Annotated in this window: 16 protein-coding genes and 3 pseudogenes; 9 read left to right on the top strand and 10 right to left on the bottom strand. The window is 71.3% G+C overall.

All coding sequences use genetic code 11. The features are described 5' to 3' along the window. Positions 1-344: 344 nt before the first annotated feature. A complete protein-coding gene (locus ACFU53_RS28610; protein WP_383998411.1) occupies positions 345-1367 on the bottom strand; it encodes a zinc-binding dehydrogenase in 1023 nt (340 codons plus the stop codon). Positions 1368-1452: 85 nt separating this feature from the next. Then, entirely contained in the window at positions 1453-2277 is an 825-nt protein-coding gene (locus ACFU53_RS28615; protein WP_383998414.1) for an IclR family transcriptional regulator, read from the bottom strand. A gap of 57 nt (positions 2278-2334) precedes the next feature. Here ACFU53_RS28615 and ACFU53_RS28620 point away from each other — a divergent pair, with 57 nt between their 5' ends. Then, positions 2335-4047 carry an IlvD/Edd family dehydratase gene (locus ACFU53_RS28620; protein WP_383998374.1) on the top strand — a complete coding sequence of 571 codons (1713 nt, stop codon included), beginning with the start codon at positions 2335-2337 and terminating at the stop codon, positions 4045-4047. A 46-nt stretch (positions 4048-4093) separates the two neighbouring features. Here ACFU53_RS28620 and ACFU53_RS28625 read toward each other — a convergent pair. Both ACFU53_RS28625 and ACFU53_RS28630 read right to left on the bottom strand, forming a co-directional pair. Beyond that, a pseudogene (locus tag ACFU53_RS28625) lies at positions 4094-4813 on the bottom strand (SDR family oxidoreductase); the annotation flags it as partial. A gap of 38 nt (positions 4814-4851) precedes the next feature. Next, positions 4852-5517, bottom strand: a complete 666-nt coding sequence (locus ACFU53_RS28630) for a nitroreductase (protein ID WP_383998377.1) — start codon at positions 5515-5517, stop codon at positions 4852-4854. 144 nt (positions 5518-5661) lie between these two features. On the opposite strand from ACFU53_RS28630, the gene ACFU53_RS28635 reads away from it, so the two are divergent. Further along, positions 5662-6312 carry an FMN-dependent NADH-azoreductase gene (locus ACFU53_RS28635; RefSeq protein WP_383998380.1) on the top strand — a complete coding sequence of 217 codons (651 nt, stop codon included), beginning with the start codon at positions 5662-5664 and terminating at the stop codon, positions 6310-6312. Positions 6313-6352: 40 nt separating this feature from the next. On the opposite strand, the gene ACFU53_RS28640 is transcribed toward ACFU53_RS28635, so the two are convergent. Continuing rightward, the gene (locus ACFU53_RS28640; protein ID WP_383998383.1) at positions 6353-6865 is read right to left on the bottom strand and encodes a MarR family winged helix-turn-helix transcriptional regulator; all 513 of its coding nucleotides are present in this window, start codon (positions 6863-6865) and stop codon (positions 6353-6355) included. A gap of 191 nt (positions 6866-7056) precedes the next feature. On the opposite strand from ACFU53_RS28640, the pseudogene ACFU53_RS28645 reads away from it, so the two are divergent. The 5 genes and pseudogenes from ACFU53_RS28645 to ACFU53_RS28665 all read left to right on the top strand — a co-directional run. Continuing rightward, positions 7057-7462: pseudogene (locus ACFU53_RS28645) on the top strand (fumarylacetoacetate hydrolase family protein); the annotation flags it as partial. 37 nt (positions 7463-7499) lie between these two features. Continuing rightward, positions 7500-10202, top strand: coding sequence for a LuxR C-terminal-related transcriptional regulator (locus tag ACFU53_RS28650; protein WP_383998385.1), 2703 nt, complete (start codon positions 7500-7502; stop codon positions 10200-10202). A 624-nt stretch (positions 10203-10826) separates the two neighbouring features. Beyond that, complete coding sequence (locus tag ACFU53_RS28655; protein ID WP_383998388.1) at positions 10827-12746, top strand: ABC transporter ATP-binding protein; 1920 nt, start codon at positions 10827-10829, stop codon at positions 12744-12746. Positions 12747-13267: 521 nt separating this feature from the next. Beyond that, entirely contained in the window at positions 13268-13453 is a 186-nt protein-coding gene (locus tag ACFU53_RS28660; RefSeq protein ID WP_383998391.1) for a hypothetical protein, read from the top strand. A 216-nt stretch (positions 13454-13669) separates the two neighbouring features. Beyond that, positions 13670-13867 (top strand): annotated as a pseudogene (locus tag ACFU53_RS28665) (glyoxalase superfamily protein); the annotation flags it as partial. Positions 13868-13888: 21 nt separating this feature from the next. Here ACFU53_RS28665 and ACFU53_RS28670 read toward each other — a convergent pair. The 3 genes from ACFU53_RS28670 to ACFU53_RS28680 form a co-directional block, all read right to left on the bottom strand. Further along, positions 13889-14248, bottom strand: a complete 360-nt coding sequence (locus tag ACFU53_RS28670; protein ID WP_383998394.1) for a cyclophilin-like fold protein — start codon at positions 14246-14248, stop codon at positions 13889-13891. Between the two features lie 207 nt (positions 14249-14455). Then, complete coding sequence (locus ACFU53_RS28675; RefSeq protein ID WP_383998397.1) at positions 14456-15121, bottom strand: SDR family NAD(P)-dependent oxidoreductase; 666 nt, start codon at positions 15119-15121, stop codon at positions 14456-14458. Between the two features lie 77 nt (positions 15122-15198). Further along, positions 15199-16215, bottom strand: a complete 1017-nt coding sequence (locus ACFU53_RS28680) for a zinc-dependent alcohol dehydrogenase family protein (protein WP_383998399.1) — start codon at positions 16213-16215, stop codon at positions 15199-15201. 173 nt (positions 16216-16388) lie between these two features. Between ACFU53_RS28680 and ACFU53_RS28685 the strand changes: the two genes are divergently transcribed. Next, positions 16389-17273 (top strand): helix-turn-helix domain-containing protein, encoded by an 885-nt coding sequence (locus ACFU53_RS28685; RefSeq protein ID WP_383998402.1) that lies wholly within the window; start codon positions 16389-16391, stop codon positions 17271-17273. Continuing rightward, positions 17270-18139 (top strand): helix-turn-helix domain-containing protein, encoded by an 870-nt coding sequence (locus ACFU53_RS28690; RefSeq protein WP_383998405.1) that lies wholly within the window; start codon positions 17270-17272, stop codon positions 18137-18139. Before ACFU53_RS28685 ends, ACFU53_RS28690 begins: the two co-directional genes overlap by 4 nt. A 250-nt stretch (positions 18140-18389) precedes the next feature. On the opposite strand, the gene ACFU53_RS28695 is transcribed toward ACFU53_RS28690, so the two are convergent. Then, the gene (locus tag ACFU53_RS28695; RefSeq protein ID WP_383998408.1) at positions 18390-19646 is read right to left on the bottom strand and encodes an MFS transporter; all 1257 of its coding nucleotides are present in this window, start codon (positions 19644-19646) and stop codon (positions 18390-18392) included. Between the two features lie 374 nt (positions 19647-20020). Then, positions 20021-21160 (bottom strand): XdhC family protein, encoded by a 1140-nt coding sequence (locus ACFU53_RS28700; RefSeq protein WP_383998417.1) that lies wholly within the window; start codon positions 21158-21160, stop codon positions 20021-20023. Positions 21161-21226 lie beyond the last annotated feature (66 nt).

Consider the following 21226-nt stretch of genomic DNA (forward strand, 5'->3'; position numbering starts at 1 on the left):
CGAGCCGAATCTCAGACGGCTTGGAGGGCCGACCTGTGGAGGGTCCGCCGAGCCGAATCTCAGACGGCTTGGAGGGCCGACCTGTGGAGGGTCCGCCGAGCCGAATCTCAGACGGCTTGGAGGGCCGACCTGTGGAGGGTCCGTCGAGCCGAATCTCAGACGGCTTGGAGGGCCGACCTGCGGAGGGTCCGCCGAGCCGAATCTCAGACGCTTGCAGGGCCGCCCCTCGGAGGGGTCCGTCGAGTCGACCCTCCGAGGCCGCCGTGCCGAATCTCGGAGGGGTTGCGAGTCGACCTGGCGAAGGTCAGCCGCGCCGACCTTCAGAGGGCTTGTGGAGCCGGCTCTCAGAGGGCCTGCCTGGCGGGGTCGACGTGGATCTTCGGCCCCGCCCCCGCCCCGGCCGGGCGCTCACCGGCGAGCACCGGGCCGACCTCGTCGAGGCGCACCGTGGCGGCGACGAGCGGTCGGGGGTCGACCGTGCCGACGGCGTACGCACGGATGGTGGCGTCGAGGCCCGGGGAGGCGGAGAGGATGCCGACGGCCGTGACGTCCTTGAGGACGAGCGCGCGGGTGTCGATCCGGCTGGGCTCGGCGGCCAGCCCGATGTACACGACGCGGCCGCCGGGTTCCACCAACTCCAGGGCACTGCCCGGCAGATGGGCGGCGTTCGTGGCGTCGACGACGGCGTCGAAGGGGAGGTCCGGGACGGAGTCCTCCGTCCAGGTGTGCGCGAAGCCCAGGCCGCGGGCGAAGTCGAGAGAGTCGGCGGTCCGGCCCATGAGGTGGACCTCCGCACCGGCGGCGCGGAGGAACAGCGCGACCAGCAGTCCGATCGTCCCCGGGCCCAGGACCAGCGCGCGGTCCCCCGGACGCGTCGCGGCGGCCTCCGCCGCGCGCAGGGCGTTGCCGCCCGGCTCCACGAGCGCGCCGAGCACGGCGTCCACGGAGTCGGGCAGGGCGTGCAGGGAGGAGGCCGGTACGGCGAGCCGCTCGGCCAGGGCGCCGGCCTGGCCCCCGCGTATGCCGACCTCCCGGCGCCGCTCGCACACGTGCTGGTCGCCCCGGAGACAGCGGCGGCACTCGCCGCAGCCGAGCATCGTGTCGCCCATGACACGTCGGCCGACCCAGCCGGGGTCGACACCGTCGCCGACCGCCGACACCCGCCCGGCCCACTCGTGGCCGAGCCGCATCGGATAGGAGGAGTGCCCTTGGTGCAGGTAGGCCATCGTGCCGGTGAAGAACTCCATGTCGGTGCCGCACACCCCGACCCGCTCGACGTCGACGACGACCTCACCGGGCCCGGGCGCCGGCGCCGGGATGTCCTGGACCTCGTACGCGCCGGGGGCGGTGAGGACGAACGCGCGCATGAGGGACACGGGTCTTTCTCCAGGGTCGGGGTCAGGCGTGAGTCAGGTCTTCAGCAAGGTTCCGAGCGGGGTCTCGAGCGGGGTCTCATCGGTGCGGCTCGCCGAGGCGACCGAGCAGCGCGCGGATCTCGTCGAGCGCGTCGACGAGGGTCGCCAGCGGTGTCCGGTAGGCCAGCGCGCTGACGCTCACAGCTCCGGAGGGGGCCGTCGGCGAGGTGAGGAACACGGGCAGGGCGAGGCAGTTGACCCCCGCCTCGGTCTCCTGGTCGTCGACGCCGTACCCCCGTGCGCGGGTGGCCTCCAGCTCGCGGTACAGGTCGCCGGCCGCACACGGCGTCCGTGGCGTACGACGCTCCAGGGGGGAGCCGCCGATCCACGCCTCGGCCTCCTCCGGGCTGCCCAACTGCCCGCTGAGCAGCAGCTTTCCGACGGCGGTGGTGTGGGCGGGGTTGCGTCCGCCGATCGTCGACGTCAGCCGTACGGCACCGGTGCGCGGGTCGACCTTGGCGCGGTAGACGACCTCATGACCGTCGAGCACGGCGTAGTGCGCGGTCTCGCCGAACCGGTGTGCCAGCGCTTCGAGCACCGGGCGGACGCGGATGTGCTCGGGCCGCGCCTCGTGGTGGGCGAAGGCCATGCGAAGGAACTCGTCGCCGAGCCCGTAGCGGCCAAGGGCGTCCTGGTCGGCCAGCCCGGCTCGGCGCAGCGCGCCGAGCGCCCGGTGCACGGTCGGCTTGGGGCTGCCGATCACCCGGGTCAGCTCCTCCAGCCCCACCCCGTCGGGATACCGGGCCAGCTCCCTGAGGACCGCCAGCACCCGGTCCGACCCCACGAGTCGGTTGCCCCCGGCGCCCGTTGGGCCGTCCTCACCGAGGTCTGTCGATCCCCCGCACGGCTGCGTAAGCTTCATCTGCTTCATCGCGTTCCAGACTGTAGACCGCCGTATCGATAGTCGGAAGGGGCTTGGGTGACGCTCCGCAGTGCGCAGTGGTACGGGGGACAGGACCGCAACGCCTACATCCACCGGGCGTGGATGCGGCGGGGCGTGCCGGGCGACGCCTTCACGGGCCGGCCGCAGATCGCCATCGCCAACACCGCCTCGGACCTGACCCCCTGCAACGCGCATCTGAACGAGGTCGCGGCCTCGGTGCGAGGCGGCGTGTACGAGGCGGGCGGCATCCCGCTGGATCTGCCGGTGGTGTCGCTGGGCGAGACGAACGTGCGGCCCACGGCGATGCTCTGGCGGAACATGGCCGCGATGGCCACGGAGGAGATGCTGCGGGCCAACCCCGTCGACGGTGTCGTGCTCCTCGGCGGCTGTGACAAGACGATCCCGTCGCTGTTGATGGCCGCCGCCTCGGTGGACCTCCCCGCGGTCGTGGTCCCGGGCGGACCGATGCTCAACGGCACCTTCCGCGGCGGCCTGCTGGGCTGCGGCACCGGTGTGTGGCAGCTGTCGGAGGAGGTGCGGGCGGGCACGCTCTCCCAGGAGCAGTTCACCCGCTCCGAGTCGGCGATGATCCGCAGCCGGGGGCACTGCAACACGATGGGGACGGCGTCGACGATGGCGCTGGTCGCCGAGGCGCTGGGCACGGTGATCCCCGGCGTGGCGGGCACGCCCGCCCCCGACAGCCGCCTCCTTGAGGCCGCACACCACACGGGCCGCCTGGCCGTGGACATGGTGGGCGCCGACCGGCGGCCGGGCACCTTCCTGACCAGGGCGTCCTTCCACAACGCGATCGTGGCGCTGGCGGCCATCGGCGGCTCCACCAACGTGGTCGTCCATCTCCTGGCGATCGCCGGGCGCCTCGGCATCGCCCTCACCCTCGACGACTTCGACCGCATCGGCTCCCGTGTGCCGGTCCTCGTGGACCTCCAGCCGGCCGGGCGTTTCCTCATGGAGGACTTCCACCGCGCCGGAGGGCTGCTCGCCGTCCTGCGCGAGGTCCGTGACCTGCTCGACCCCGACGCGCTGACCGTCACCGGCGAGCCGCTGGTCGGCCACCTCGACGACGCCACCGTCTGGGACGCCGAGGTCATCCGCCCGCGCGCCGAACCCCTGGTCGCCGAGGGCGGCATCGCCGTACTGCGCGGCAACCTCGCCCCGGACGGCGCGCTCGTCAAACCGGCCGCCGCCTCCCCGCACCTGCTGCGCCACCGGGGCCGGGCCGTCGTCTTCGACTCCATCGAGGACTTCCGCGCCCGGATCGACGACCCCGATCTGGACGTCGACGCCGACTCCGTGCTCGTTCTGCGTGGCTGCGGACCCAAGGGCTACCCGGGCATGCCGGAGGTAGCCAACATGCCCCTGCCGAAAAAGCTCCTCGAACAGGGCGTCCGCGACATGGTGCGCGTCTGCGACGGCCGGATGAGCGGCACGGCGTACGGGACGGTCGTCCTCCACGTCGCACCGGAAGCCGCCGCGGGCGGCCCCCTCGCCCTCGTGCGGACCGGCGACTTCATCGTCCTCGACGTCGATGCCCGCCGCATCGACGTCGACGTGTCCGCCGACGAACTCGCCTGTCGGGAGCCGGACCGGGCCACGGCCCACGGCTTCGCCGCCCCCCGGCGTGGCTGGGAACGCCTCTACGTCGACCATGTCCTCCAGGCCGACACCGGCGCCGACCTCGACTTCCTCATCGGGTCCAGCGGCTCCGAGGTGAGCCGCGAGTCGCACTGACGGGGCGAGAAGCCGTCTGAGAGGGTGCGGGCGGGTCAGGAGAGCAGTCGGCGTAGTGGGTGGGGGCCAGGTGGGCGTCCTTGTCCGTGAGGACGTCGCCCTTCACCACGGCGAACCTGCCGGCGGTGGGGTCGGTGACGACCGTGCGGTGATCGCCCTTGCGGGACAGGGTGATCCGGCCCAGCTCGTCCAGGGAGAAGACCTCGGGCCCCGCGATGTCGCGCACGCCGTTCAGCGGGGCGCCCGCGGCGACCTCCGCCACCGCGTCGGCCACGTCCTTGGACGCGATCGGCTGGATCGGCGTGGCGGGCAGCGGGACGGTGTCGCCGTCGGCGGTCCAGGACAGGACGGCGTCCATGAACTCCGTGAACTGCGTCGCCCGGACGATGGAGTAGGGGATCGGCCCGGTCGTGAGGATGTTCTCCTGGAGCACCTTGGCCCGGTAGTGGTCCAGCTCCGGCACCTGGTCCACGCCGACGTTCGAGAGGACGACGACGTGTACGACGCCGCCCTTTTCGGCGGCGGCCAGCAGGTTGTCCATCGAGGTCCGGAAGAAGTCCGGGGGAGGCCTCGTCGAAGGTCGGGGAGTTCGTCAGGTTGACGACGACGTCGGCTCCCGCGACCGCCTCGTCCACTCCCTGTCCGGTGATGACGTCGACTCCGGTGGACTGCGAGTGCGGGACCGCCTCGTGCCCGGCGGCGTTCAGATTCCTGACGACCTGCGACCCGATCAGCCCGGTACCGCCGCGATGACCGCGAACTTCATGGCATGCCTTCGCCGCAAATGTGCCGATGTGTGATGATTCAACCGTCGATGAAGGTGAGTGTCTCGTCGAGCGGCGCTCGGCCCGTGCGGGTGCGATCCGCCGTCCCGTCCTCGAATCCGATCGACATGCCGCAGAAGAGGATCAGCTCGTCCGGCGGTGACAGGGCCTCCGCGACGGTCCGGTGGTACTTCGCCCACGCCATCTGCGCGCAGCTGTGCAGCCCTTCGGCGCGGAGCAGCAGCATGACGGTCTGCAGATACATGCCGACGTCGGACCACTGGGCCGGGCCCATGGCGCGGTCGATGTAGCAGAACAGGGCGGCGGGCGCGCCGAAGCAGTCCCAGTTCGCGGAAGCGGCCCTCTGGCGGGCCTCCAGATCTTCGCGCGGAATGCCGAGTGCGCCGTAGCGCTGCTCGCCGAAGGCGGACCGGCGCTCGCGATACGGGGACCTCAGTGCGGGCGGGTACATCTCGTACTCCGGCTCGTCCCAGGCGTCGCCCGTGGCCACGCGCTCGCCGGTGCGTTTCTTGAGTTCGGTCAGCGGTCTGCCGGTCAGTGCGTAGGCGTGCCAGGGCTGGAGGTTCGACCCGGACGGCGCCCGGGTCGCGGTGGACAGCACCCGCTTCAGCGCCGCCCTCGGGACGGGCCGGTCGGTGAATCCGCGCACCGCCCGTCGGCTCGTGACCGCCTCGTAGACGTCCAAGACCGCCTATCTCCTCCGCGTTCGACGTCTCTGCCTTCGTTGCAACTGCGATGGTATCATTCAATACTATCTCGTGTTTAACTATTGACCGTACGATCCTCAGCCCCGGCTCTCCGCCTCGGGCACCGCACTTTGGAGATGGTCATGGCCACGTTGCTGCACATCGACTCGTCCGTGCTTCCCGGCGAGGCGTCCCTGTCCCGCTCGGTCGCGGACGCCTTCCGCCAGGTCTGGGAGGAGCGGCACCCGCGGGGCACGGTGATCCACCGCGACCTCGCAGCCGACCCGGTCCCGCACATCACCGCCGACGGCTGGTCGGCCGGATTCGCCGACCCGTCGGAGCGGACCCCGGAGCAGGCCGCCGCCTTCGCCGCGCGTGTGCGGCTCATCGAGGAACTGGAGGGGGCGGACGCCGTCCTGATCGGCGCCCCCATGTACAACTTCTCGATCCCGTCGACCCTCAAGGCCTGGCTGGACAACGTGATCCTCTTCGGCCGCACCGCGGGCGAGACCCCCTCCACCCGGGACATCCCGGTCACCGTCGTCGCCAGCCGCGGCGGCTCCTACGCGCCGGGCACCCCGCGCGAGGGCTTCGAGTTCGTGCGGACCTACCTGGAGGCAGTCCTCCATCGCACCCTCGGCATGGACCTCGACTTCATCGTCCCGGAACTCACCATGGCACCCAGCAACCCGGCCATGTCCGAACTGATCCCCCTCTACGAGGACTCCCGCAAGCGCGCCTTCGAGGACGCGGCCCTCAAGGCCAAGGAACTCGCGGAGCGCCTCGCGGCGTGACCCCGGTCCACGGGGCCGTGTGACGCCTCGCCTCAGGGCGTCACGCGGTGTCCTCGCCGCCCGCGGGATGGGTGAACCGGGTCAGCAGATCCATCAGCCGCGCGGGCTCGTCGGGCGCCAATTCGGCGACCAGGCGCTCGGCCAGCGGCTCCGCCGCCACATGGGCCGCGTCGAACAGCTCCAGCCCCTGCGGCGTGATCTCCACCGCCCGCGCCCGCCGGTCCCCCGGAACGGCCTTGCGCACGGCCAGCTTCCTGCGCTCCAGGTCGTCCACGATCCGCATGATTCCGGCCTTGTCCGACCCCGTCGCCGTCGCCAGGTCCCGCTGCACCGTGGGCCCGTGGTTGACCAGCTCGATCAGCACGGCGAAGTGCCGCAGCTCGATGCCGAGCGGCCGGAGCGCCTCCGTCATCACCGTGGCCGCACGCGAGTGCGCCCGGCGCAGCAGCAGACCGAGAGCGAACGGCGATGCGTCCCCGGGGCGGTCGGTCGCACGCAAGGGGCGGTCGGTCGCGCGCGAGGAGGCGGCTCCGTGAGGAACGTCGGCGGGCATGAGGCCCACACTACCGTCGTGCGTTCATCCGATACGGTATCGATCGAGACCAAGTGCGGGGGGTCGGCGCGGCGGCAGCGGGATGTTCCGCGGGTGGTGCTGATGACCGACAGGACCGACAGGACGAGACGGGGCGAGCGGGTCGGCGAGATGCGGGTGGGCGCGACGCGGCTGGGCCTCCTGCTCCTCGTAACAGCCGGGTGCGCGGATGGGACATATCGATCGTCGACACCGTCGCCGCCAACGACTCCTGCGGCCTGTACGTCCTCGGAGCCACACCCGTACCTCTCACCGCCGCGGACCTCCGCGCCGTGACGATGACCACGACCCGGAGCGGCGCCACCGTCTCCGAGGGCACCGGCGCCGACTGTCTCGGCGGCCCCTCAACGCGGCCGTCTGGCTCGCCTCCGCTCTCGCCGAGCGCGGCGACCCGCTCCGCGCGGGCGACCTCGTCCTGACCGGCGCCCTCGGCCCCATGGCCCCGGCCCGCCCCGGGGCGATGTTTTCGAGGCCCACATCTCGGGCCTGGGCTCCGTACGGGTCCGGTTCGCAGAAGCCGACGCGGCGCGCAGCCGCGGGGGAACACTGGGATGCTGAACGAGGAACGCTGCCCAAGACCTGACGACCAGTGGTGGTGAGCGCCGTGGCAGGGTCCGAGGAGAGCGGTTCGGGGCCGGCCGTCCCGTGCGCCGATCCCCAGGGCGACCCGTTCCTGCGCACCCGGTTCGCCGTACCGGCCCGGCCCGCCATGTTCCTCCGGCGGAAACGCCTGATCGACCACCTCGACCAGGCCCTGAGGACACCGTTGACCATGGTCAACGGGGCCGCCGGCGCCGGCAAGACCCTGCTGGTCGCCGACTGGGCCGCGCGGCAGGACCTGCCGGTCGCCTGGCTCACCACCGAGGCCGGCGATCAGGGACCCGGCATGTTCTGGGCGTACTTCCTCCAGGCACTGCGCGCCGCCGGCGTGCCACTGCCGCCCGAGATCGGCTGCCCGGCCGACGCCGGCCGCGTGGACCGTACGCTGCTGACACGGCTCGCCGCGGAGCTGGGCGCCCGGGAGCGGCCCTTGATCGTGGTGCTCGACGAGTACGACCGGGTGACCGACCCGGAGATAGCGGACCAGCTGGAGTTCGTGCTGCACCACGCGGCGCCCGGCATGCGCCTGATCCTCGTCACCCGCACCGAACCGCTGCTGCCGCTGCACCGCCATCGGGCGGCCGGTGACATGACGGAGATCAGGAACGCCGAGCTGGCCTTCACGCCCGAGGAGGCGGCCGTACTGCTGCGCCGGCACGGCCTGCGGCTCCCGGTGCCCGTCGCGGAGGCGCTCGGGGAGCGCACCCGGGGGTGGGCGGCCGGTCTGCGGCTGTGCGCGCTGGCCGCGCGGGAGAGTCCGGATCCGGAGACGTATCTGAAGCGATTCGAGGCCGAGCGCACGGCAGTCGCCGACTTCCTGCTCGCGGAGGTGCTCGAACGGCAGACCCCCGAGACCCAGGATCTCCTCCTGCGGGTCAGCGTCCTGGAGCGGTTTCGTCCCGAACTGGCGAACGCGCTGACGGAACGCACCGACGCCGAGGGCATCCTGGCCGGGCTGCACCGTGAGAACGCGTTCGTCGAGGACCTCGGGCACGCCCGGTACCGCCTCCACCCGCTCTTCGGGGAGATCCTCCACGCCCATCTGCGGATGCGCCGTCCCGGCCTGGAACCCCTACTCCACCGGCGGGCCGCCGAGTGGCTGCGCCGCTCGGGCACCCTCGCGGAGGCGCTCGGCCACGGGGCCGCGGCGGGCGACTGGGAGTTCACCGCCGGCGCCCTCGTCGACGACCTCGCCATCGGTCAGCTCTTCACGGGCCTGCGCTCCGGCGACCTCGCCGAGCTGTTCTCCCGCATGGGCCCCGAGGCGACGAGCCCCGCCGCGAACCTCGTACGGGCGGCCCGTGAGCTCTCCCGGTGCGAGCTCGACCGGGGCCTGACCCATCTGCGGCACGCGGAGCGGGGCCTGGCGGGGGACGAGAGCCGGGCGGAGGCGGAGGACGCACCGGGTCCGGCGGCGGCACGGCTGAGCTATGTCCTGCTGGAGGCGCTGGCGGCCCGGCTGACCGGCTCGCCGGCGAAGGCGGAGCTGGCGGCCGGAACGGCCGAGAGGCTGCGGGAACAGGTACCCGCCCACCTCCTGGACAAGCACCCCGAACTCACCGCCCTCCTTCTGGCCCATCTGGGGTCGACACGGCTGTGGGCCGGGCGCTTCGAGGAGGCACGTGCCGCACTGTCCCTGGTCGCCGACGGCTCCGGGGACGCGTCGACGGCACTGCCGCGCGAGGACTCCCTCGGCCGCCTGGCCCTCATCGACTACCTGAACGGCTGGCTCGGCCGGGCGGAACGCAAGGCCATGGCGGCGCTGACCGTGTCCGAGCGATACAGCCTGCCGCAGCCGTCCGGCTTCGGCATCGGACGGCTGGTCCTAGCCGCCGTGGCCGTCGACCGGGACGAACTGCGGCTGGCCCGGGCCCATCTCGACGCGGCGGCGGACGCCCGCCCCACGATGCGGGACCCGGTGACGGAGGCCGGCCGGGCCCTCGCCACCGCCCGACTGCTGCTGGCCCACGGCGACACCGCCGCCGCCCTGGCGGCGGCGGAACCGGCCGTGGCCGCCGACGTGGCCTCACCCTGGGTGGAGGGACACACGGCACTGGTCGCCGCCGCCACCCACCTCGCCCGAGGCCGGCCCGAGGCGGCCGCCGCACTGCTGCACGCCGTGCCCGGCCACCAGCCGGTGTGCGCGGTGGGGGAGGCGCGGGCCCGGCTCGCCGCGGGCACACCCCTCGCGGCGATCGACCTGTTGGACGGGGTGCTGCCCGAGAGCCGCACCGGCCCCGCGGTGACCGTACGGGCCCTGCTGGTCCGCGCCGAGGCCGCGCACGCCGTCGGCGACCCGGCCGCCGTGCGCAGGCTCGTCGCCCGGGCACTCCACGAGGCCCGGCGCGAGCGGCTGCGCCGGCCCTTCGCCGAAGCCGGCGGATGGCTCCCGCCCGTCCTCGACACCCCACCGCTGAGGGGCCTCGCGGCCGGCTGGCTCACCCCGGGACCCCCAGGACCGCCGCCGCACACCGGGCCCCGGCCCGAGGACCGGCCGCCGGTGGTGGAGGAGCTGAGCGGGCGCGAACGCGATGTGCTGCGGCGGCTGGACCGGATGATGTCCACCGAGGAGATCGCCGCCGACCTGTGCGTGTCGGTGAACACCGTCAAGACCCACCTCAAGAGCGTCTTCCGGAAACTGGCGGTGAACCGCCGCAACGACGCGGTACGCCGCGCCCGCGAACTGCGCCTGCTGTGATCCCGCCACGCCGTGGCCCCGCCACGCTGTGGCCCCGCCACCCTGCTGCTCTGTGGCACCGGCCGCGCGTCGGCGGTCGGAGTTGTCCCCGTGCCCCACTTGCAGTCGGCCGGCGATCCGATCCGGGCTCGTGACCCCGGAGCTCGCCGCTCCGATCTGTCCGCGTACCAACCATCCCGCTGGCACGTCCGCCGCCTCAATGATCGGATCAGCATGTCCGGCTGCGCGACCACGGCGCCGGACGCGACCTCGGGACTGGCCGTGGCGAATGCGGAGGTCACCTGGACTGTCATGGCGTTGGCCAGGCGGTCACCTCTGCGCGGACACAGTGTTCGGCTCATCAACTCTTACGGGAGTCTGGCGAGCAGTGGCCCCCCGCCGCCTTCCCGGCGACCCAGAAGGACGCCTGGTACTGGACGGCCGGCGCCTCCGGCCCCGAGCCCGCCGTGCGCTGGGCCCTGAACTACGACGATGGCTACACCGACTACCGCAAGCTCACCACTGCATACGTCCGCTGCGCACGCTGAACACAGCGGTGTCCGGTTCTCGCCAGTCCGCGGTAAATGCCTGGACTGAGGGCCTCCCCCGACGGGACACTTCCGACTTCCGAACTGCGGGAGTGTGATGGGAACAACAGAAACGCGAGGGCCGACGCCGGGCAGGAGCGCGGTCGTTCTGGCGCTGCGCCGCTACGGACGGGAACTGCTGCGACTACGACGGCTGGCCCTGCCCGCGCTGCTGCTGCCGGCCGTGGGCAACATCGGCATCCGCTACGTCGCCCCCCTCCTGATCGCCAAACTGGCAGGACAGGCTGCCGACGACGGCGGTCTCACCCTCAGCTCGGCGCTGCCGTACGTGGTGGGCTTCGGCGTGACGCTGCTGCTCGCCGAGGCCGTGTGGCGGGTCGGGCAGCACTGCCTGAACCGCGTGGACGCCCTCGGCATGGAACACCTGTACGTGAGCGGCATGGACGAACTCCTCGCCAAGGACGCGGCATTCTTCCACGACAACTTCGCCGGCTCCCTGACCAAACGGGTGCTGAGCTTCGGCAAGCGCTTCGAGGACTTCGTCGACACGGTGACGTACCGGATCGTGGGCAGTCTCGTTCCCCTGGTGTTCGGTGCCGTGGTGCTGTGGAGCTACGAACCGATGCTCGTCGCCGGCCTTCTTGTGATGATCGCGCTGACCGTGGTGGCCGCGACACCTCTGATCCGTCGCCGGCAGAGGCTCGTCAACGACCGCGAGGCGGCGATCGCCCGGGTCTCCGGCCACGTCGCCGACAGCCTCATGAACATGGAGACCATCCGGGCGTTCGCGGCCGAGCGACGGGAGGCCGACGAACACCGCGGCCGTGTCGCGGACTCCCGGCGCCTGACGCTGACGTCGTGGGACTACGGCAATCTGCGCGTCGACACCCTGATCGCCCCCATGTCCGTGCTGACCAACGTGCTGGGCCTGTTGGTCGCCGTCGCCTTCGGTGGCCCGGGCCAGGGAGTGGAGGAGATCGTCGTCGCTTTCACCTACTACTCCAACGCCACCCAGATCATGTTCGAGTTCAACCAGATCTACCGGCGTCTGGAAAGCTCGATGACCGAGGCCGCGCAGTTCACCGAGCTGCTGCTGGATCCGCCCACCGTGCTCGACCCGAGGGAACCCGAACCGCTCGCACCACGAAACACCGGCATCCGCTTCGAGGCGGTGACCTTCGCCCACGCCGGTGCGAAGCCGATTTTCCAGGCACTCGACCTGGACGTGCCCGCAGGCGCACGGATCGGTCTGGTCGGCAGGTCCGGCGGCGGCAAGACCACACTCACCCGGCTCCTGCTGCGGATGTCGGACATCGACGACGGACGCATCCTGATCGGTGGTCAGGACATCAGCCGGCTGCGTCAGACCGACCTGCGCTCACTGATCGCCTACGTCCCGCAGGAACCCGCCATGTTCCACCGCAGCCTGCGGGACAACATCGCCTTCGCCCGGCCCGGCGCCACCGACGAGGAGATCCACGCCGCGGCCGCGGCCGCGCACGTCACGGAGTTCGCCGACCAACTCCCCGACGGCTTCAGCACTCTGGTGGGGGAGCGGGGGGTGAAACTCTCGGGCGGCCAGCGCCAGCGCGTCGCCCTCGCCAGGGCCATCCTGCGCGACGCCCCGATCCTGCTGCTCGACGAGGCGACCAGCGCGCTGGACTCGGAGAGCGAGCTCCTCGTCCAGGACGCCCTGTGGCGGTTGATGGACGGACGTACGGCCCTCGTGGTCGCCCACCGTCTGAGCACGGTCGCCGGCATGGACCGTCTCGTCGTCCTCGACCGCGGAAGCGTCGTCGAACAGGGCACGCACGAGGAGCTGCTCGCGGCGAACGGTGCCTACGCCAAGCTGTGGCAGCACCAGTCGGGCGGCTTCCTCGGCGAGAGCACCGAGTCGGCCCTCGGACGCCCGGTCCCAGGAGCCGGTTCCAGCGGGCTGCCCGGACCGGCCGACCCGGCGCCGGACGGGGACAGCAGGACGTCGTCGCACGCTCGTACGGGCACCGGGTCCACGTGACCGAGTCGGCCACGGACATCCTCGCCCGCCGGCGGTGTCATGCTGATACGCCCGTCGCATGAGGCAAACCGCGAAGCGCCGGGGGATACGACCGCTGCTCCCGGACCGGCCGACGCGGTCCGGGAGAACGAGGTGGCTGTCGACGATGACGTGGGTGCTCACCGATCCCAAACGCTCGCACGACGGGTGCGGGGAGCACACGATCCGTGCCGCGTCCACGCCCGGCGCCACGGGGCCGACCCCACGCGGGTGCGACCCGGATACGGAGAGGGGCCAACCCCGGCGGATCGCGGCAACCGGCGGCTGCACCGGCGGGGAGAGAGGACTTCCTGACCTGTAAGTAGAGCACCAACATCGCGGTCGCGGCCGTATCCCGTGAACTGGCGAACTGATGCTGGAGTTTGGCGGTGATGGACGACCGGCATCCTGTTGACGCGGACGGATCAGCCAGTAACCTCACGACTTTGGATATAACGCCAATGACCCATGCCGACCGGCGCGTTGGATGTAACTTCGTCGGCATGAGCAACGAAATTCGCATAGACCGTTCCCCGTCCCCTGGGGGCGGTATCCAGATCACGGTCAGTCTTTCCCCCACGGTTTTGGCGAAGCTCCAAACGGACGGCTCCTGGACGGAGTCAATCGGCGAAGGCCAGGTCACTGGCGACGGACCGGCCATCACCCAGATCGAGTTCAGGGTGGCGTAGGTCTCGTACCGCGCGAGTGATCGCGTCGGCCCGGCTGCCGCCTGGTATGCCGCGCACCAGGCAGCCGCCCGGAAAGCATCATGGCTGAACCGGAGGGTCCGGCCAGCGGCAGGGCGGGGAGAAGACCCGCGGGCGAGGAAGCTGTTCGGGACGAGCAGGCTGACCTAGTGCCGCATCAGGCAACGTTCGCCCTGGGCGGTCTGCGACGATGGCGCCATGGACGAGGAAGTCATCCCCATTCTTCGCGTCGAGGACGCTGCGGCGGCGGTCGCGTGGTACGAGCGACTGGGCTTCGCCAAGCAGTGGGAACATCGCTTCGAACCGGGACTTCCCGCGTTCGTCGAGGTCGCCCGGGGCGGGGTGCGGTTGTTCTTGTCGGAGCACAAGGGAGATGCCCGCCCTGACACGTTGGTCTAGCGGCGGCTGCCGGAGGGGTCAGGAGGCGTCTTCGATGGTGACGCTGACCTCGTCGTTGTCGGCGAGCTGTTTGGTGGCGCTTTCATGCATGTGACCCAGGATGATCAGGTCGTTGCCGGTGCTGGGTGAGCCGTCGCGGTAGTAGATGGCGAGGTTGCCCCAGGGTGCGTAGTAGGCGAGGTCGCCGGTACGGGGATGGACTCCGCTCGGCGCGCCGGAGGCGGACAGCCGACTGGGCAGGTCGGCGATCTTCTCGTTCTGGTGAAAGTCGGTCAGGTTCAGGGTGAGGGGGAGCTGGGCGGCGAAGTCCCGGGCGGCGGCGCTGTTGTTGAGAGTGGCGTCGACGGGGGTGCCGTCGATGGTGATCCGGATGTTCATGGCGGCGGACCTGTCAGGGGTTGTGGTGGCTGCGGGACTTGTCGTCGTCCGCTCCGGCGTGCTCGGGGAGGCGGCCGATGGCGTGCTGGGGGATGCGGACGGTGGCGAATCGTCGGTGCAGGCGGCCACGGCAAACAGCAGGGCCGCGGCTACGGCGGCACGGGGCAGGGCGGGAAGGGCGGCCAGGGTCACGGGGTGTCCAGGAGCTCAGTCGGGGAAGGGCTCGGAGTAGTGGCGGAAGCCTTCGCGCTCGGTGTGGATGCCGTAGAGGCGCTGGGCCAGGGCGTCGGGGCTGCTGTGTTCGGCGTCGGGCCGGATGGCGCCCGGCACGATCAGCTGGGCGACATGGATGTTCTGCGGGGCGAGGGTGTCGTGGAGCATGCGGGCGTAGGCGCTTTCGGCGGCGAAGGCGATGGAGGTGCCGGCGACGTTCGGGTTGGGGCGTACGGCGCTGGAGCCGTTGACGAACAGGAGGGTGCCGCGGCCGAGTTCGCGCATGCCGGGCAGGACGGCGTTCACCGCGGTGACGGGGCCCTTGACGGAGAAGGCGAGGGGCGCGTCGAGGTCGTCGGCGCCGGTGTCGAGGACCGGTTTCATGAAGTCGGCGCGGGGGACGGGGCTGTACTGGAGGATCTCGACGGGCCCCAGCGTGGCTCCGGCCGTGTACAGGGCCGCCGTCAGGGACTCGATGTCGAGGACGTCGGCGGCGAAGCCGCGGGCGTTGATGCCGTCGCGGGCCAGTTCTGCCGTGAGGACGTCCAGGTTCTCGGCGTTGCGGGAGATGAGGGCGACGGTGTGGCCGGCGGCTGCGAAGCGGCGGGCGGTGGCGAGCCCGAGGCCGGGGCCGGCGCCGATCAGGGCGAAAGTGGTCACGGTAAGTCCCTTTCCAGAAGGGGGCCCGTCCGGGGCCGGGCTGGGGATGCCCGGTCCCGCGATGGGCGGTTTACGGGTCAGGGCTTCAGGAGGGCCTTGATGGCGCGGCGCTCGTCCATCGCCTTGTAGCCCTCGGCGACCTGGTTCAGCGGCAGGGTGAGGTCGAAGACCTTGCCCGGGTTGATCCGGCCGGTCAGGACGCGGTCGATCAGGTCGGGCAGGTAGCGGCGCACGGGGGCGGGGCCGCCGCGCAGGCCGACCTGTGAGAAGAACAGCTCCTGGCCCTCGACCGAGACCTCGTGCGGGACGCCGACGAAGCCCACGTTGCCGCCGGGACGGGCGGAGTGCAGGGCCTGCCGCATGGACTCGGCCGTGCCGACGCACTCCAGGACCGAGTCGGCGCCTATACCGCCGGTGAGGTCCTTGACGCGGGCGATGCCTTCGTCGCCGCGTTCGCTGATGATGTCGGTGGCGCCGAACTCCAGGGCCAGCTTCTGCCGGGACTCGTGGCGGCTCATCGCGATGATCCGCTCGGCGCCCAGTTCCCTGGCGGCGATGACTCCGCACAGGCCGACCGCGCCGTCACCGACGACGACGGAGGTGGAGCCGGGCCTCACCTCGGCCGCGAGGGCGGCGTACCAGCCCGTGCCCATCACGTCGGAGACGGCGAGCAGGCTGGGCACCAGATCGCCGGACGGGTGCTCGTCGGTGGCGACCAGCGTGCCGTGGGCGTTGGGGATACGGACGTAGTCCGCCTGGCAGGTGCTCATGAACTCCCGGTTGAGACAGCTGGACTGCCAGCCGTTCCGGCAGTTCACACAGGTGTTGTCCGAGATGGCGAAGGAGCCGACCACGAACTGCCCCGGCTTGACGTTGGAGACCTCGCTGCCGACCTCCTCGACGATGCCGACGTACTCGTGCCCCATCGGATGGGGCTCGTCCACCGGCTCGGCGCCGCGGTAGGGCCACAGGTCCGAGCCGCACACACAGGTGGCGACCGTGCGGATGACGGCGTCGGTCGGTCGGCTGATCTTCGGGTCGTCCAGGGTCTCGAAGCGCACGTCGCCGGGGGCGTGAATGACTGCTCCGCGCATGATGGGGTGCTTCCTTCGGTACGAGGGTCTGCAACCGCAACCGGGAATCTGGACCGGCTGCTCGAAATCCAGCCTCACACGCGAGGGCGGGCGCGAAAAGCGGAGGAATCTGTCCTGGGAGAGGAACATCCAGGGAGGAAATTCTCCCCCCTTCCCCAGGTGCGATCGATGTAATGCTGGGAAGCATGACCAGCAACGTCCCCCTGAACGAACTGGGAGAATTCCTCAAGAAGCGCCGCTCACAGCTGAGCCCGCGCACGGTCGGGCTTCCCTCGACAAGCCGGCTGCGCCGGGTGGACGGGCTGCGCCGCGAGGAGGTCGCTCAACTCGCCTCGATCAGCACCGACTACTACACCCGGCTCGAGCAGGGCCGCATGCAGGCGTCCGCTCCCGTCCTGGACACTCTTGCCCGGGTTCTGCATCTGGATGACGACGAGCGGGGCTATCTGTTCCAGCTCGCGGGCAGGACCACCGTCCGCACGCGGCGCCGCGGCGTGCAGAAGGTCCAGCCACAGCTGCAGCGGGTACTGGAGGACCTCACCTCCGTCCCGGCCATGATCCAGGGGCGGCGCGGTGACATCCTGGCGTGGAACGTGCTGGCGGCCGCGCTGGTCACCGATTTCTCCCATATTCCGGAGAAGCACCGCAACTACCCCCGGCTCCTGTTCATCGAACCGGCGATGCGCGGCCTCTACGCCGACTGGGAGACGGCTGCGTACGTCACCGTGGCGCAGCTGCGGATGGAGGCGGCGAAGTATCCGGAGGATCCCCGTCTGATCGCGCTGGTCGGTGAACTGTCCATGCGCGACCAGCAGTTCGCCCAGTGGTGGGGCGACCACCGCGTCGCGGCCCGCACCGTGGGCACGAAGACCCTCATCCATCCGGTCGTGGGCGAGGTCACCCTCGACTGCGACACCCTGACCGCCAACACCGACCCCGACCAGTACATGACGGTCTGGACCGCTGCCCCGGGCTCCCCCGCGCACGACCGGCTGCGCATTCTCGCCTCCTGGGCTGCCGACCAGAACCTGCCGGCCTCGTCAGGATGGGAAGCATGACCAGCAACGTTCCTCTCAATGAGCTCGGCGAATTCCTCAAGAAGCGTCGCTCCGAGCTGAGCCCGCGCACGGTCGGGCTGCCGGAGACCGGCGGGTCCCGCCGGGTGGACGGGCTCCGCCGCGAGGAGGTCGCCCAGCTCGCCTCGATCAGCACGGACTACTACACGCGTCTTGAGCAGGGGCGTATGCAGGCGTCCGCTCCCGTGCTGGACACTCTTGCCCGGGTTCTGCGTCTGGATGACGACGAGCGGGGCTATCTGTTCCAGCTCGCGGGCAAGACCACCACCCGCACCCGGCGCCATGGCAGGCAGAAGGTCCAGCCGCAGCTGCAGCGCGTGCTGGACGATCTCACCGCGACCCCGGCCATCGTGCAGGGGCGGCGCGGGGACATCCTGGCGTGGAACGCGCTGGCGGCCGCGCTGGTCACCGACTTCTCCCGTATCCCGGAGAAGCACCGCAACTACCCCCGGCTCATCTTCACCGATCCGGCGATGCGCAGCCTGTACGCCGACTGGGAGGGCTCGGCACGGATCGCCGTGGCGCAACTGCGGATGGAGTCGGCGCAGTATCCCGAGGATCCCCGTCTGATCGAGCTGGTCGGTGAACTGTCCACACGTGACAAGCAGTTCGCCCAGTGGTGGGGCGACCACCGCGTAGCGGCCCGTACCGTGGGCACCAAGACCCTCCATCACCCCGTGGTGGGTGAGCTGGTCCTGGACTGGGACACCCTCACCGCCAACACCGATCCCGACCAGCACCTCACCGTCTGGACCGCCGCCCCCGGTTCCCCCACCCACGAGCGGCTGCGCATCCTCGCCTCCTGGGCCGCCGACCAGAACCTGTCACCCTCTTCTTCCCTCCGCTGAACGATGCCTACGGCAGCCGAGGAGCTGCTCGCTCGGGGAGCACCGGAACCTCCTTCGACACCGCTTGTCGGGCCGAACAGCCGGACGACGTGGAGATTCACCGTGGCAATACGTGCGCCGCTGTCCTGGGGGGACCATCCCAAGTGGTGGCGATGTGCCGACACCTGTGGCGACCCCGCCGGGCTGTATGTACCGCATGCCGTCGGCCCGTGAGCGTGACCTGCTGCTAGTCCGTGGGGCGAGCACCGTGTCAGCCGATGTTCGGAGCGCTCTCGCTCGGCCCGACCGACTGGTCCGCGGCTGCTCGGGGCTGAGGCGGGGGCGTCTCGGAGCGGGTGGCGCGCATCAGCGCGAGTGCCGTCAGCGGTACGAGGGTGAGGGCGGCCGCCACTGTGCCGACCAGCGGGGGCCCTGCCGGCCCCAGCGGTGAGGTCAGGGCGATGCCCGCCGTCCAGGAGCCGATGGCGATGCCCACGTTGGGCGCCGCGCCGCTGAGGCCGGAGGCGAGGGTGGGAGCGGAACCGGCGAAGCGCAGGGCCAGTGCGCCGAGCGCCGGGTTCGCGGCGAAGCCGGTCACCCCCATCAGTGTCACCAGGACGACGGTCGCCACAGGGCTTGTGGAGAGAAAGGTCAACAACAGCAGGACCAGCGTGGTCGTGGCAGCGGCCGTGATGAGTGTGGCAAGGGGGCGACGGTCGCCCAGGCGCCCGCCGACCGTGGTGCCCAGCAGCGCGCCCAGGCCGTAGCCGGTCAGGACCATGGGCACGGCCCCAGCGGAGATGCCGGCCCGCTCGGTGAGCAGGGGCGAGATGTAGGTGTACGTCGCCAGAACACCGCCCATCAGCAGCGTCATGGCACTCAGCGTCAGCCAGACCCGAACATCCCGCAGCGCGGCGAACTCGGCCCGGACGGAAGGCGCTTCGCGTCGCTCGTCGGCAGGGATGTACCGGCCGATGACCGCCGCCGCGCCGGCTGACAGCGCGGCCAGCACCCAGAACGGCCCGCGCCAGCCCGACAGCTGCCCCAGCCACGCGCCCAGCGGTACGCCGGCCACGGTGGCCACGGTCAGACCTCCCAGGAGCATGCCCAGGGCCCGTGACGTCGCTGCCGGCCCTGCCGCGGTCGTGGCCACGATCGCGGCGACGCACCAGAAGGTCCCGGTGGCCAGTGCGGTCACCACGCGGGCCGCGAGCACGAGAGCGAAGGACGAGCTGAGCGCGGCGACCAGGTGGCCGAGGGCGAAGACGACGAGCGCGAGGACCAGCGTGGAGCGCCGGGGCAGGCGCAGCGTCGCGATAGCCATCGCCGGCGCCCCGACGATCATGCCTGCCGCGAACGCCGTGATCAGCAGACCCGCCTGAGACAGGGAGACATTCAGATCGTCGGCGATCTCGGGCAGCAGACCCGCGATGACGAATTCGGTGGTGCCCATGAGGAATGTTCCGGCGGACAGCACCAGGACGACGAAGGGCAGCTTGCGGGGTCGGCCGTCGTTCGGGGGTGACATTCGGTGGCATTCTCTTTTCGTGGCGACATGCGACCGCCGTGGGGTGGGGGACGCCGAAGAGCATCACACCGCACGGGCTTTCTGTGAGGGGAGGAATTCCTCCCTGCTTCGTGGCGGAGCGATGATCGACCGAACTGTCGGCAGCTGCCGCTTTGCGGATAAAGAACTGCAGATGCACTGTGAAGCGCATCGGGGCGCAGAAGAGGAACTGCTTCGCATGGGGAGGCTCTGGCCGTAGGCGCTGGTGCCGGCAACCCCAGGCGCTGGACGGGCAGGGAACCAGCGGCACAGCGTGTGTCCCGGGCCCTGCCCAACAGGCCCTACGCCGTGGGGGCACCCCGTCGGCCATCGGCCAGGATCTGCCGCGTCCTCCCTCAGCCGACTGCGACCGGACTCCCCTGAGGGAGCGGCCGGTGGATCGGACCGGTGGCCTGTGTCAGGGGCAGGCCTGTGCCCTGGCCGGCGTGGGCGATGATCTCCGCGACGATGGAGATGGCCGTCTCCTCGGGGGTGCGGGCGCCGAGGTCGAGGCCGATCGGTGAGCGCAGCCGGGCGAGCTGTTCCTCGGTCACGCCGGCCTCGCGCAAGAGGCGCAGGCGTTCGTGATGGGTGCGTCGGGAGCCCATGGCGCCGATGTAGCCGACGGGCAGGTCGAGGGCCAGGCGCAGCAGGGGGATGTCGAACTTGGCGTCGTGGGTGAGGACGCAGATCGCGGTGCGTGCGTCCACCTCGGTGCGTTCCAGGTAGCGGTGGGGCCAGTCGACGACGACCTCGTCGGCGTGCGGGAAGCGTGCGGCGGTGGCGAAGACGGGGCGGGCGTCGCAGACGGTGACCCGGTAGCCGAGGAAGCCGCCGGCCTGGCTGAGTGCGGCGGCGAAGTCGACGGCGCCGAAGGCCAGCAGGCGCGGGCGGGACGCGTTGACATGGACAAGGACGGTCAATGGTTCGGGGCAGCCGTCCCCGTTGCCGCCGACCGTGACACGGGCGGTGCGTCCGGCTCGCAGCAGGGCCCTGGCTTCCTCCGCCACAAGTCGGTCCGCCGGCCCGTCGTCCAGGGTGCCGTAGGTGACGCTGCCGCCGACGAGGACGCTCAGGGTCGAGCCGAGGAGGTTGCGGGGGCCGTCCACGATCTGCGCCACAGCGGTGGGCCGGCCCCGGACGACGTCGGCGAGGGCTGCGCCGATGTGCTGCTGGGCCGAGGGATCGATGCGTTGGACGAGGACGTCGAGTTCGCCGCCGCAGGTCAGGCCGACGGCGAAGGCGTCGTCGTCGGAGTAGCCGAACCAGGCGCGCTGGGGGGCACCCCGGTCGCGGAGCACCTGTCGGCACAGTTCGTAGACCGCGCCCTCGACGCATCCGCCGGAGATGCTCCCGACGGCGTTGCCGTCGGCGTCCACCGCGACCGAGGTGCCGGCGGGCAGGGGTGCGCTGCCGGTGACGTCGACGACGGTGGCGAGGGCGAAAGGGCGGTCCTCGCGGCACCAGCGGTGCAGTGTGTCCGCGATGTTCAGCATGAACGGGTCCTTCGTGGAGGGGGTGACGTGGGCGGGCCGCCGCCGCGCCGCCGGGGAGCGTAGCTC

Origin of the sequence: Streptomyces sp. NPDC057474 (genome assembly GCF_042802555.1) — a bacterium.
Lineage (GTDB): Bacteria > Actinomycetota > Actinomycetes > Streptomycetales > Streptomycetaceae > Streptomyces.

Coding starts and splice junctions, on each gene's coding strand:
- ACFU53_RS28615 (WP_383998414.1), bottom strand. CDS start 2,277: ATGAAGCTTACGCAGCCGTGCGGGGGATCGACAGACCTCGGTGAGGAC.
- ACFU53_RS28640 (WP_383998383.1), bottom strand. CDS start 6,865: ATGCCCGCCGACGTTCCTCACGGAGCCGCCTCCTCGCGCGCGACCGAC.
- ACFU53_RS28610 (WP_383998411.1), bottom strand. CDS start 1,367: ATGCGCGCGTTCGTCCTCACCGCCCCCGGCGCGTACGAGGTCCAGGAC.
- ACFU53_RS28635 (WP_383998380.1), top strand. CDS start 5,662: ATGGCCACGTTGCTGCACATCGACTCGTCCGTGCTTCCCGGCGAGGCG.
- ACFU53_RS28700 (WP_383998417.1), bottom strand. CDS start 21,160: ATGCTGAACATCGCGGACACACTGCACCGCTGGTGCCGCGAGGACCGC.
- ACFU53_RS28680 (WP_383998399.1), bottom strand. CDS start 16,215: ATGCGCGGAGCAGTCATTCACGCCCCCGGCGACGTGCGCTTCGAGACC.
- ACFU53_RS28685 (WP_383998402.1), top strand. CDS start 16,389: ATGCTGGGAAGCATGACCAGCAACGTCCCCCTGAACGAACTGGGAGAA.
- ACFU53_RS28670 (WP_383998394.1), bottom strand. CDS start 14,248: ATGAACATCCGGATCACCATCGACGGCACCCCCGTCGACGCCACTCTC.
- ACFU53_RS28695 (WP_383998408.1), bottom strand. CDS start 19,646: ATGTCACCCCCGAACGACGGCCGACCCCGCAAGCTGCCCTTCGTCGTC.
- ACFU53_RS28660 (WP_383998391.1), top strand. CDS start 13,268: ATGAGCAACGAAATTCGCATAGACCGTTCCCCGTCCCCTGGGGGCGGT.
- ACFU53_RS28655 (WP_383998388.1), top strand. CDS start 10,827: ATGGGAACAACAGAAACGCGAGGGCCGACGCCGGGCAGGAGCGCGGTC.
- ACFU53_RS28690 (WP_383998405.1), top strand. CDS start 17,270: ATGACCAGCAACGTTCCTCTCAATGAGCTCGGCGAATTCCTCAAGAAG.